Source organism: Natrinema pellirubrum DSM 15624 (genome assembly GCF_000230735.2).
GTDB classification, from domain to species: domain Archaea; phylum Halobacteriota; class Halobacteria; order Halobacteriales; family Natrialbaceae; genus Natrinema; species Natrinema pellirubrum.
Window position 1 is genome coordinate 3172095 of record NC_019962.1, and the last position, 12623, is coordinate 3184717.

11 protein-coding genes are annotated in these 12623 nt (G+C 62.8%); 4 read left to right on the forward strand and 7 right to left on the reverse strand.

Annotated features, from left to right (window positions below):
* Positions 1-79: 79 nt before the first annotated feature.
* Positions 80-1831, reverse strand: coding sequence for an alpha/beta fold hydrolase (locus tag NATPE_RS15335; protein WP_006181438.1), 1752 nt, complete (start codon positions 1829-1831; stop codon positions 80-82).
* Positions 1832-2026: 195 nt separating this feature from the next.
* On the opposite strand from NATPE_RS15335, the gene NATPE_RS15340 reads away from it, so the two are divergent.
* Positions 2027-2359 (forward strand): 2Fe-2S iron-sulfur cluster-binding protein, encoded by a 333-nt coding sequence (locus NATPE_RS15340; RefSeq protein WP_006181439.1) that lies wholly within the window; start codon positions 2027-2029, stop codon positions 2357-2359.
* Positions 2360-2363: 4 nt separating this feature from the next.
* Here NATPE_RS15340 and NATPE_RS15345 read toward each other — a convergent pair whose 3' ends face one another.
* Positions 2364-3545 carry an MBL fold metallo-hydrolase gene (locus NATPE_RS15345; protein WP_006181440.1) on the reverse strand — a complete coding sequence of 394 codons (1182 nt, stop codon included), beginning with the start codon at positions 3543-3545 and terminating at the stop codon, positions 2364-2366.
* Positions 3546-3631: 86 nt separating this feature from the next.
* Between NATPE_RS15345 and NATPE_RS15350 the strand changes: the two genes are divergently transcribed.
* Positions 3632-4267 (forward strand): hypothetical protein, encoded by a 636-nt coding sequence (locus tag NATPE_RS15350; protein WP_006181441.1) that lies wholly within the window; start codon positions 3632-3634, stop codon positions 4265-4267.
* A 106-nt stretch (positions 4268-4373) separates the two neighbouring features.
* On the opposite strand, the gene ftsZ is transcribed toward NATPE_RS15350, so the two are convergent.
* The 3 genes from ftsZ to NATPE_RS22360 form a co-directional block, all read right to left on the reverse strand.
* Positions 4374-5540 (reverse strand): cell division protein FtsZ, encoded by a 1167-nt coding sequence (gene ftsZ, locus NATPE_RS15355; protein WP_006181442.1) that lies wholly within the window; start codon positions 5538-5540, stop codon positions 4374-4376.
* 158 nt (positions 5541-5698) lie between these two features.
* A complete protein-coding gene (locus NATPE_RS15360; protein WP_006181443.1) occupies positions 5699-7081 on the reverse strand; it encodes a D-aminoacyl-tRNA deacylase in 1383 nt (460 codons plus the stop codon).
* A gap of 128 nt (positions 7082-7209) precedes the next feature.
* Positions 7210-7902 carry a hypothetical protein gene (locus NATPE_RS22360; protein ID WP_152422581.1) on the reverse strand — a complete coding sequence of 231 codons (693 nt, stop codon included), beginning with the start codon at positions 7900-7902 and terminating at the stop codon, positions 7210-7212.
* Positions 7903-8145: 243 nt separating this feature from the next.
* On the opposite strand from NATPE_RS22360, the gene NATPE_RS15365 reads away from it, so the two are divergent.
* The gene (locus tag NATPE_RS15365; RefSeq protein ID WP_015298676.1) at positions 8146-9147 is read left to right on the forward strand and encodes an IS5-like element ISNpe18 family transposase; all 1002 of its coding nucleotides are present in this window, start codon (positions 8146-8148) and stop codon (positions 9145-9147) included.
* Positions 9148-9153: 6 nt separating this feature from the next.
* On the opposite strand, the gene NATPE_RS22365 is transcribed toward NATPE_RS15365, so the two are convergent.
* Together NATPE_RS22365 and NATPE_RS22370 are read right to left on the reverse strand one after the other, a co-directional pair.
* The gene (locus tag NATPE_RS22365; protein WP_152422612.1) at positions 9154-9546 is read right to left on the reverse strand and encodes a hypothetical protein; all 393 of its coding nucleotides are present in this window, start codon (positions 9544-9546) and stop codon (positions 9154-9156) included.
* A gap of 148 nt (positions 9547-9694) precedes the next feature.
* Entirely contained in the window at positions 9695-9856 is a 162-nt protein-coding gene (locus NATPE_RS22370; protein WP_157557358.1) for a hypothetical protein, read from the reverse strand.
* Positions 9857-10123: 267 nt separating this feature from the next.
* On the opposite strand from NATPE_RS22370, the gene NATPE_RS15370 reads away from it, so the two are divergent.
* Positions 10124-12565, forward strand: a complete 2442-nt coding sequence (locus tag NATPE_RS15370; protein WP_006182503.1) for a PAS domain S-box protein — start codon at positions 10124-10126, stop codon at positions 12563-12565.
* Positions 12566-12623 lie beyond the last annotated feature (58 nt).

Here is a 12623-nt window from a genome sequence, read left to right on the forward strand (position 1 = left end):
TGGACACCGCGGTAAGAAAACGTTTTATGGTCGATCCGGTCGCGAGACGGAGAAACTCCCGTCCGGGACTCGGCAGTCCCTAGAACGGGTAGTGGATCGCCTGCGAGGCGACGATCAGCCACGTGATCAGAAGCGCGTTGACGAACGCGCCGGCCCAGATCCGGCCGGTCCGGTGGAAGAAGTAGGTCGAGACCACCGCGATGACCGGCAGCAAGGCGAGGAACTGGAAAGCGATGATCGTCTGCAGCGCCGTGATCGGGACCGCGAGCGCACCGGTTGCAAACAGCGTGCCGTACTGGATCACGAGCAAGAGTGCGAACCCGCCAGTCAGGATGATCGCGTTCGTCGCCATCGCCCGCGGGAGCGACCGCGTCGTCTCCGGCGTCCGGAGTCGGCCGTGCAACAGCACCCCGAGCGCGACGAAGAAGGCGAGGAAGGCCGGGAGATAGGTCACGAAGATCCGGGCGTGAAGGGTCGACATGAGCTTCAGTCCGAGGACCCAGGCGCGGAAGTCGGTCATGAAGACCGTGTCGACGATCCACAGCAGCACGTAGAGGCCCCCAACCACGCCGACCGCGACCGCGAGCGATTTCGCGATGGTCGCCGCACCGTCACCGATATCGAGCCCGTATCGCTCGTCGCCGAGCGAGCGACCGCTATTGCGGTGCCACAGCCCGAACAGGCCGGCGATGACGACGACGTTCGCGAGCGCCCAGAGGACGATGCCGTTCGTCTCCCCCTGTGGCGTAATAGCCGTCACCGGCATTGCCTGACTGCCAAAGAGCATCGTCGGGTAGTAGAGAACGACCGGAACCACGGCCGCGAGCAGGGCCGCGACGTACCAGCCGCGGTCGCGCTCGGTGACCGCGTCGGGCACCGTCCGCGTCGCGTCGGCCAACGGCTCCCGACTGGTCAGCACGGCGCCGGCGGGCACCAAGAAGAGGAACCCGCCGAGCAGTGCGATCGCCGTGCCGATCTCCTTCCAGTACCAGACGTGATCGCCCGGCTCCTCATCGGCTCCCTCGAGGGTTCGTTGTGTCCAGCCGACGGTGTCGGAGACGGCACTCGGCGTGTGGTGTGCGCCGGGGTGTGTCGTCCGCGGCGTGTACAGTGCCCGCGCCGTGCCGTCGTCGATCGAGCCGTAGACTTCCCCCTCGGCGATCTCGTCGTCGGTGCCGAAGACGGACTGCAGTTTCTCGCTTTGCGGCGTCGCCGGCCCGGTCGCGGACTCCCACATCAGCCAGTGGAACTCGTCGTAGTCCGCGAAGACGACCCCGAGGTTCCGCGGGAACGTCTCGTTCCCCTCGGGTGCGCCCGCCGAGCCCGTCGACGAGCCGACGAGGACGACCGATTCGTAGCTGTCGGGATGCTCCGCGGCTGCCGAGACCGCCGCCCAGCCACCCATCGAGTGGCCTTCGAGGCCGATGTTGTCCTCGTCGACCAGTTCGTGATCGGCGAGGTACTCGAGCGCCGGCGGGCCGCCCCAGCCGTTTGCAAACGCCGGCGGGTCGGAGTAGCCGTGGCCCGGCTGGTCGATCGCGAGGACGACGTGGCCGCGCCGGGCGTACTCGATCGCGAAGCTCGATTGGGTTTCCTTGGAGTTGATATAGCCATGAATCGCGAGGACGCCGGGCGCGGGGTCGTCCGCACTGACCCCGTCCGGGACGTAGAGATAGCCGTCGATCGTCCCTCCGTCGTCGGTCTCGATCTCGACGCGTTCGACGTCGATATCGCCGCCCGCCGTTTGTCCCCACTGTGCCAGCGCGCTCCCGCTGAAGACGAGCAGTAGCGAGAGTGCGAGCAGTCCCACCTGTTTGCGTGTCAGTGACATCGCAGACGACCATCGTTAATTGTTATAAATAAAAACTACGATTATAAATAACGATAGAATCAGTGTGCTGAGCCGGCCGTGCGGGGCTGAAAGCACCGAAACGGTTCCGGGAGGATGGGCTCCCCACCGGATCGCACAGAGTGTCACGATAGCTGGGAATAAAGAGTTTTAGTGAGGTCCGCCGTATCGAGCCGTATGACCGAGTATACCATCGAGTTCGTCGGAACGGGTGAGACGATCACCTGTACCGACAAAGAGACCATCCTGAGCCGGTGTCTCGAGGAGGGCATCGCCCAGGAGTACTCCTGTCGGGTGGGGATGTGTCTGGCGTGTTCGGCCGAGATCATCGCGGGGGAGGTCACCCAGCCCGCCGCCCGCGGCCTCACCGAGGAAGAAGCCGAGAACTACGCGCTGACCTGTATGGCCCGGCCGCAGTCGGACCTGAAACTCGACCGCGGGAAGTATCCGCCGAGCATCGAGGGCGATCTCGAGGCCGTCTCGAGCGACGGCGCGGTCGCCGACGACTGACCGGTTAGTCCGCGACGGCGCAGTTGTTCGGTCCCAACTCGAGTTCGAACGCCGTTTCGTCGTCGATCGCCTCATGCCCGAGGTTCGCCGCCACGATGCGCTCGTGGTTGGACGGCCGCGGCGGGAGGTCGGTCGTCGCGTGGGCCAGGAACTCCCGATCGTTCATCGAGAGCGCCTCGAGACGATCGCGAAGGGCCCCGAGCCGGGCGGCGTAGGTCCCATCCGCGCGTGGATCGGCGGCGTCGCCGTAGTGTCCCGGCGCGATCGTCGTGTCGTCGGGGAACTCGAGGACGTGGTTTTGAAGCGTCTCGTACAACGTCTCGGCAGCGGCGGCTGCGCCGTCGTCGCCGCGTTCCAGGTCCGGCCGGCCGACTCCTTCGAGGAAGAGCGTATCGCCGGTAAACAGGGTCCCGCCGCCGTCGCCCTCGAGTCGAATCGAAATCGATTCGCTCGTGTGGCCGGGCGTCGCGACGACGGAAAGCGTCGCGTCGCCGACCCGCAGTACGTCCCCATCGGCGACGGTCGCGGCGTCGAAGGCCAGCCCGCGGTCGATCGCGCCCGCGGGGAGGACGGCCATCGCGTCGGTCCGGTCTGCGAGCGTCCGGACGCCGCTGACGTGGTCGGCGTGGACGTGCGTATCGATGGCGTACTCGAGGGTCGCGCTCCGGTCATCGGCGTCGGCCTCGTACCGGTCGGCGAAGGCCCGCAGCGGGTCGATCACCGCGGCTTCGCCGTCGCTATAGATCGCGTAGGCGAGACAGCCGCTCGAGGGGCGGTCGTACTGGACGACCGTCGCGAGCGCGTCGACCGGCAGTTCGCGAGCGACGTACAGGTCGGCCCAGGCGTCCATCCCGCCGGCGAGGTTGGCGGCGTCGATCCCCGCGTCCCGGAGGAGGGAAACGGCGTGGGCGCTCGCCTCGCCGTGTCCACAGACCGCCAGAACCGGCTCCTCGAGGTCGGCCGCGAGGTCGGCCACCCCGCCGGTCGCCTGTGCCTGGATGAACTTCATGTGCGGGATTTGGACGGCCTCGACGCCCTCGCCCCCGAGGTGCCAGCGCTCGAACTCGTCGCGGTCACGGACGTCGAGGACGGTCAGTTCCGCCCCGGTTCGTAGCCGCTCGGCCAGCGCCACTGGCGTGATCGAGGGGACGTCGGCCGGTCCGTCGGCGTCGCTCCGGTCGGTCATGGGTTCGGATACGTCCCCGTCGCTGGTAAACCCGCCGGCGGACACCGCTGGCTAACGTTCAACATCCTGGCCGGTGTCGGGCCGGTATGGACGCCGACGAATTCGAGGCCGCGGTCGCGGAGTCGATGGCAACCGAACTCGAGCGGCTCGGCTCGTCGAAGCGCCTCGTCGCGCTGACCGATGCTGACCTGACCGAGACACAGGTCCTCCGAGCCGCTGCGGACAGCGAGCGCGTCGCCGCGGCCACCCTCGCGGCGTGGGCCGACGACGAGGACCACGCCGGGGCGACCGATATCTTCGCCGAGTTCCGAACGCAGGAGCGAGACCACTGCGACCGCATTACGGACTTGCTCGAGGACGATCACGAGGGCGACGCCGAGAGCGTCGACCCGATGCACGCCGAACTCCGCTCGCTCGAGTCGACGGCGGCCCGGCTGGGCGGGCTCGTCGGGCGGGCGCTGGTCGGGGATCGGACCCACCTGCAGGTAGTGAGTTTCTTCGTCAACGAAGGCGACGAGTCGCGGGCCGATCTGTTCCGAGAGCTGCGTAGCGAGACGGTCGCGCAGGGCGAGCGGGCAGCCGCGTTGCTCACCGAGGTCTGTGCGGACGACGCCGACTGGAACGAGGCTCGAGACGCGGCCGAGGCGGTGATCGGGGCCGCGTACGATGCATACGCGGGCTCGCTGGACGAGTTGGGGATCGACCCGAAACCGATCTGTTGAGCCGGCGGGAACCGACCGGTCCGGAGCCGGGGCTATCGGCGGACTCGAGACGCGAACAGAAACCGAAAGTGGGACTCGAATCGGCGACGCAACGGCGACGGGCCGATCACTCGACGAAGTCGATGTCGTCGCCCTGTGCGGGCTCGGGCTGGACGGGCTCCTCGCCGTCCGGCCGGCCGTAGATCTGGGGCGACTGGACGCCCGTGACGACGATCATGGTGCGCATGCTGCCCTCGAGGCTCTCGTCGATCGAGGTTCCCCAGATGATGCGGGCGTCGGGGTCGATCCGGTCGTAGATCTCCTCAACGACTCCTTCGGCTTCCTCGATGGCCATGTCGTTGCCACCGGTGACGTTGACCAGCGCGGAACTCGCGCCGGAGATGTCGACGTCGAGCAAGGGAGAGCGCAAGGCGGTCTTGACCGAGTCCTCGGCCTTGGCCTCGGAGTCGGCCTCGCCGAGGCCGATCATGGCGACGCCGCCCCGTTCCATGACGGTGCGAACGTCGGCGAAGTCCAGGTTGACGAGGCCGGGTTTCGTGATGAGTTCCGTGATGCCCTTGACCGAGCGCATCAACACCTCGTCGGAAACTTTGAACGCCTGTCGGACGGGGAGCTTACCGACGGAATCGAGCAAGCGATCGTTGGGGACGACGATCACCGTGTCCGAGACGTCGCGCAGGCGCTCGAGGCCGGCCTCGGCGTTGGTTCGCCGGACCTCGCCCTCCGCGGTAAAGGGCGTCGTGACGATCGAGATCGTCAGCGCGCCGGCCTCGCGGGCGGCCTTGGCGACGACGGGTGCGGAACCGGTCCCGGTACCGCCGCCCAGTCCAGCCGTGACGAAGACCATGTCCGAACCGTCGATGGCCTCGTAGATGTCCTCTTGACTCTCGAGGGCGGCCTCCTCGCCGACCTGGGGCAGGGAGCCGGCACCGCGGCCGCCGGTCTTGTCCTCGCCCATGAGGATCTTGGTGTCGGCCTCGATCTCGACGAGGTGTTGGACGTCGGTGTTGGCCGCGACGAGTTTCGCGCCGTGGATCCCCTCCTCGTGCATGCGGTTGATGGTGTTCCCGCCGGCACCGCCACAGCCGACGACGGTGATGTCGGTCTGGAGATCCTGGAGAACGTCCTCGAGTTCGTCGTCGGTCATCGTCCCGGTCTGTCGGCCGTCCGATCCAGTGTTGTCGGCCGACTGTCCGCCCTGTGGCGTCTCGTCGGGGACCGCGGCCTCCCCGTCTTCGGCCTCGTCGATTGCGTCGTCGATGAGAGAGTCCATTCTTGGCCCTGTCTAAAAGATGGAGCATAATTACCTTTCCCCTACACGTCAGCCGCCTGTCTGACATGGTAATAGATTCTTACGTATCGAACACAGGACACTACGAAAGCCGCTACGGGAGGCGTATATGGTTCTATTACTGTCGGGCTCCGTTTCAGTCAGATCGGGAACCGTCGCGTACGCTCAGTCAGAACCCTCTCGGGACTGACCGTTTCGCCGTCGACGGTCACCGGCTCGCCGTCGGCGAGCGCGCCGAACTTCGGCCCTTCGGGAACACCGGCTTCGCGTGCTAACTTCGGATCGAAGGCCGTCTCCTCGGCGACGACGGCCTCGGCCTCGAGCCGGACGGCGTCGAACTTCGCCTCGAGGACCACGGTCAGCCCCTCAACGATCGCCCGCCGCGGACCGCTCGTGTCGGCATCGCGTTCGTCCCCGACAGCGCCGTCACGGTCGTCCGCGGCATCGCCCGCGCTCGCGGGAATCGCCGCCCGCGAGCCGACACGCGTTCCGCCGTTGTCCGTCGTGAAGGCGACGGTGTGGTTCTCGACGATCGTCCGGACCCTGTTAGGGTCGATTCCCTGTGCGGTCTCGAGGAGGTCGGTCGGGAGATCGACGACGTGAATCGCGTCCGCGCGACAGTCGCCGAAGCGAACGCCGTCGGCGATCGGACCGAGGTCGGCTTCGATCCGATCGACCAGTTCGAGCGGCCGGTCGTCGACCTCCCGCAGCCACGTCTCGCCGACGAGCCGGCAATCGAGGTCGGCGAGCGTCTCTTCGAGGACCGGCCACTCGCCGTCCAGCAGCGCGATCTCGGCGTCGCTGGCGTCGAACGCGCGCTCGAGGACGTCGCGGTGGGCCGTCGGGTGGTCCATCGCCTTGAGCGCCCAGTCGGGGGCGACGTGGCCGACCGCCCAGTCGGTCTCGCGGACGATCCGTTCGAACCGGGGGGCGTAGTGGTTGCCGCCGAAGCCGACGACCTGTCTGGAGCGATGCGGGTCGACATCCCGAAGCGTGAGGATGGCGCGGGCGACGGCCTCGGCACCGGCGGGGTCGTCCCACTGCTCGTCGCCGCTGCCGAGTTCGGCAAAGAGCGACGGACAGCCAACGTCGGTGGGGCCGTGGTGGGTCCCCTCCATGCCGACTTCGTACTCCGCCGGCGCGTACTCGTCGAAGGCCTCGAGCAGGCGGGCCAGCGCGTTCGGGGCGGCATCGGCCAGCGCGTCGGGCTCGCCGCCGAACTCGGCGGGGCCGAAGTTACCCGTGAAATGGCCCGTCAGCAGCGGGCCGGTGTCCCCGGAGTGTCTCGAGGCGAACACGAGCAGGTCGGGGTCGCAGTCGAAGGCCTCGGCGGGGGCCTCGAGTTCGATGTGAAGGTCGTCGAACGAGCGGAGTTCGGCCCCTTCGGTCCGGTAGTACGTACCGCCGCCGTCGGCCGACGGCCGGGCGTCGTCGGTCCGTTCCGTCCAGTCGGCGCGCTCGCGGAGGCGGTCACAGATGTGTACCGAGGCGCGGTCGGCGCGGCTCTCGACGATGGCGATCACGAGGTGGCGTCGGTGACGGGGCGACGAATAGGCTACGCTTTCGACGCGCTCGGATTTGCTTCGAACCCTAACTTTACAAGTTTTCTAGCTAATATATTATTTTGATAAGAATAGGATTTATATTCAGATTACGGCTGAACTGGCTCGTCTAAACACGCCAACTTACCATCAATGGTTATACTACCCGTTGTTTCCAACGTGGTGGATCCCGTCCCACCAACATCAGGAATCGGATTGTGATATTCAAACTTCGCCTTCATTTCAGCCTCGAGTAGTGTCGGACCATCCTGATCTGGGTAACCTGGAGGCGCGGTACAGAGACCATAACTGTCTGGCTCCTTGGAGACAACACCATGTCCGAGAGAGTAGAACGTCACTGGATCATCTGTAGAATCATCATTAAATGTCTTTTCAGCATATTGGTATCCCTGTTCAATAGTATTTCCAATATCAGACTTTTCTTCTCGGCTGATGTCAGGGACTTCCATGTCCACGCTTAATCCAGCATTTCCCGTCTTGTCACTAGATATGCCGATATTCAGCGTTGTATCGATACTGCCAGACTTGTCACCCTTCGGGGCCCTATCTTTTACCGCGACACTACCGAGATCGGTTTTGTTCCAGTATTGACGTAGCCACGTATAGTCATTTCTCGCCGAGGACTCTCCATCTTGCTGTGAATAGCTAGCAGGTATCTGTTTTCCGCGTAGAGCAGTTAGGTAAGTACGTTCTGCACCATCAACCTCCCAAGCGTCTAACCAAAGTTCTATACGGCCTACCTTTGTTGGGCTTGTAACTTCTTCGAGATCGTAGGCAGGCAATTCTGAATGTATTGTTCCAATTTTCGTGGTACTTCCTCTAGGTGACGCTGGCGAGTCATCTGCTTGTGCTGTAGATAATTGTGACTGATTTTGTGCCGAAGTTTGTTTTTGACGCTGAACGAACTCATCTATACTAGAGTTCAACCTATCTGATTCTATACCGGATGTGCTTGCTGTTTTATTTAGCTTCGTCTGAGCGTGTCATAGAAACGTTCTCAACGAAGGCAGCAGGGTGTGGAAACTATGTCCAGCAGCGCCACAACCCTGCAAGGCGTAGCTTCGGTTGACGACTTCTTGAATGTCGCGGCTACGGAGACAGCACCGCTATTCGAGTACTTAGAGTTCGAGTTTCTGCTGGAGTACGACGTGTTCGCCCCCGCTTCGAGGGGGCGAACACGAGTCCACAAGCCCCCAGAACTCTTCAAAGGCTTCCTGCACTGCTACTACAAAGGCATCTACGGCCCACGACCAGTCACACGAGAACTCCACAATACACTCACTTGGCTCTCCTGCGGTTTCGAGAAGCCGCCCTCACGAGACACTGTTGATCGGTTTCTCACCGATCTTGAATTGGTGGTGGATGATGTCTTCGACCGCCTCGTCGAGCAGGCCGCCTGCCGGGGCCTGCTCGACTCCACATACCGCATCGATTCGACTCACGTCACTGCAATCCAGTACAACGATGAAGCGACGTGGAACTACGACTCAACGGCTGAGGAACACTACTACGGATTCGGCTGTGTGATTGTGTCGGCCGGGCCAAAGATTCCGATTGCTGCAGAGTTCACACAGCGAAAGCAGATCGATGCTGAGACGGCGATGCGCGTCACGAAGGACGCGCTCGCCGTCGATACACCGATCTGGATGCTCGGAGACAGCGCTTACGACGTGCTGGAGTGGCACGACTTCCTGCTGTCGCAGGGAGTCGTGCCGATTGCGCCGTACAACCCACGCAATACGGACGATCCGCTTGACATCGAATACAGGGTCGAGGACCGCATTGACGAACACGCCGAAGACATCAGTCTCAAACAATCAGTACTCGCCGAGACGTATGATCATCGGACGCAAGTGGAACGAACAAACGAAGCCTGCAAGGACTGCGGCCTCGGGCACGTCCGCGCCCGAGGCCGCGTACATGCACGAACACAGGTGTTCCTTGCACTGAGTCTCCGCGTGATCGTCGCAGTTACCAACTACGAAAGAGGACACAATCCCGGACGAACGAAGCTCAAAACCCTGTGATCGATTCTATGACACGCTCTTCGTCTTGTTTCTGATCCCTTCTGGAGCAGTTACTATTTTCTCAATAGGGTGCCCTTGTTGCAGCGAGAAGGCATATCCGGTAATAATCCTCTCTGAACTTGAGGGGATCTTACTGAGAAGAATTTTATTTGGACTATCTGTACTGGTAGTGCTTACTCTGCTCAAGCTACCCCCTTGTTTTGTTACTCTTTGGCGAATCTCTTTGACTTCAGACTGAGTTATTGGATCAGTTGGGTTTTTCTTTAAGTATCCGATATTGGGACCACTGTCATCAGCTATTGAGTCGTCTTGAGCCGTCACCGATCCGATAAGCGGAATCGTAGTTGCTGCCGGAATTGTTTTAAGTATTTTTCTTCTTTTAATATAGTCTTTAGCCATAAAACGATATTACTCACAAGACATAATATAAACCAAGCAGTGATTACTGGGCCTGAAAATCCTACTACTATATTAATACCTGATGAATAGAAAGGGAAGGATATTATCATTCACATGGTTTGTATTTGAGGCACCCATTAAGAATGGTTCATTTTACGAACTTCACAACTAGGGATATTGTGCAGATAAGAAATCCAAGTAGGCCAAGTGACTCTCCCCAACTCTGAAACAGGATATCGAATCTAAGGGAGAATATAGAAAAAACTATGATTGAAATTCCATACATCATCAAGCTATCTATCTCGTCCATAGATAATTCTCCTGTCCGATATACTAAAACATTCCTCTTTTGCATCATATAGTAGAACATTATTAATATATTTTATGCATACATGAAACTCTCATAATTCGAATATAGGAGACAAACTTCCAAGAGGGGCTGAATCGATCACCGGTTCGGAAACGGTGCGATGATTTCTGCCGATTCTCATCTCTGCTCAAAAACCCGCGGCGAGAGCGGCCTATAGTTTTTCCAGTGTGGGGTGATAACATGCATTACTATGGGCTGGTGGCTAGTATGAAGGAGAACCCCTGCAAGCGAACCGACTCATCGCACGAGGCAGATCGATCCGACGGATATAGTGATAACTCGCTTGACTGCCAGTTCGACATTTGCGATCTCAGCGACTTCGTCGGTGACTACGCCATCACGCTGCTGGACGCCGATGGACGCGTCACCGCGTGGAACGACGGTGCGCGTCAGCTCATAGGATACGACGAAGCGACGATCGTGGGTTCGCACTACCGGACGTGCTTTCCGCGGGAGGCCCGCGACTCCGGTCGGCCGGAGCGGATACTCGAGCGAGCGCGCGCGGACGGGAGAGCCGAAGACGAGGGCTGGCGAGTCCGGAGCGACGGTAGCTGGTTCTGGGCCCATGAGGAACTCGCGCCGATCCGCGAGGACGGCGCGGTCGGACGCGACGCGCCCGACAAAGCCGACCTGCGGGGGTACGTCTGGGTCGTCCACGACCGCACCGACGACCACGAGCGCGAACGGCGGCTTCGCGAGGAGAAGCACGTCGTTGAACGGGTTGTCGAGGCTCAGCCGGACATCGTCTACGCGTTCGACACCGAGAGGGAGTTCATCGAGTGGAGCGATCGCGTGCCGGACGTGACCGGCTACACCGAGTCGGAACTGCTCGAAATGGAACCCCTCGAGTTCGTCGCGCCGGCGGATCGAGACCGAATCGAGGCAGCGATCGATCGGGTCCTCGAACACGAGACGTCCGTCACCGTCGAAGCCGCTCTCCTCACCGCGGACGGCGAGCGGATCCCCTACGAGTTCAACAGCGCCCGTGTCACCGACGACGAGGGTACCGTCTTGGGCTTTACCGGCATCGGTCGCGACATCAGCGATCGCAAGGCCCGCGAGCGCGAACTCCGCGAGGAGAAGGCCTTCACCGAGAGCGTCCTCGAGGCCCAGCCGGACATCCTCTATGCCTTCGACACCGAGGGGAACCTGATCGATTGGAACGACCAGTTCCAGCACGTGACCGGCTACGAGTCGGCCGATCTCGTCGGCATGCATCCGCTCCGATTCATCGCGCCGAAAGACCGGGACCACATCGGGGCGGCGATCGATCGCATCCTCGAGGCCGGCGAGCGCGTGACCGCCGAGGGGCGGCTCCTCACCCGGGACGGCGAGCGGATCCCCTACGAGTTCAACAGCGCCCGCATCACCGACGACGACGGCACCGTCCTGGGCTTTACCGGCGTCGGCCGCGACATCAGCGACCGCAAGGCCCGCGAGCGCGAACTCGAGCGCCTCGAGCGGCTCAACGCGATCGTCCGGACGATCGACGAGACGATGGTCGCCGCCGATACACGCGACGAGATCGAGCGGGCGATCGTCGAGGCGTTCGCGGCCGCCGACGCCTACCGGTTCGCCGTCATCGGTCGGGCGGACCCCGGTGGGATGGACGGCTACGCCTGGACGCCCGAGACGGGTGCGGGGATCGACCCGCCGGCCAACGCAGACCTCCTCTCGTCGTTCGTCGATCCCCCGGCCGAGGCCGACGGCTCGCCGGCACTCGAGAGTCGGAGCGTCCAGCGCTACCGGGCCCTCCCCGAGAGCGATATCGAGGCGTGGCGAACCCACGCGGCGGCCCACGAGTACGCGTCGGTCGCGGTCGTCCCCATCGTCGCGAGCGATCGCCCCCTCGGCGCGCTCGTGATCGCCGCCCGCGAACCGTCGGCGTTCGCCGACCGCGAGCGGGAGGTGTTACAGGAGTTCGGCGGCACCATCGGGCACGCGATCAACGCGATGGCGGTCCGCCGACTCCTCTATCTCGACACCGTCGTCGAACTCGAACTCGAGTCGACCGACCGCGGGGACGTCTGTATCGATCTCTCGTGGGCGGCGGGCTGCGATCTCTCGATCGACCACGTGTTGCCGCTGACCGACGAGGTGTTCGTCTACTATCTCACCGTGTCAGGCATCGATCCCGACACGCTCCGATCGGCGGCGACCGAGGCGGCCGCGATCACGGAACTGCGTCTCATCGACGCCGACGACGACGAGAGCTACTGGGAGATCGTCGTCCGAGGCTCGACGATCACCGAGCTACTCGGGGAGTACGGGGCCCGTCTCGAGTCAAAGGTCGTCCGGGAGGGCACGGCCGAGTTAACCGTCCAGACCAGCCCCGACTCGGATCTCCGGGAACTCGTCGGGGCGATCACCTCGGCCTACCCCGACACCCGGCTCGTCTCGAAGCGGACCGTCGATCGGCCGGTCCGGACCCGCGGGGACTTCCGGCGGACCGTCGAGTCGGCACTGACCGAAAAACAGCGCCTCGCCCTCGAGGCGGCCTATCACGGCGGCTACTTCGAGTGGCCGACGCGAAACAGCGACGCCTCGGAGATCGCCGACCGGCTCGACATCGCCCGCCAGACCTTCCACCAGCACCTCCGGGTCGCACAGGCGAAACTGCTGTCGGCGTACTTCGGCGACGACGAGTGAGCCGATGGCACCACCGAGCGATACCAGAGTATGCTGGTACAGTTCTTTCCACCGCTCG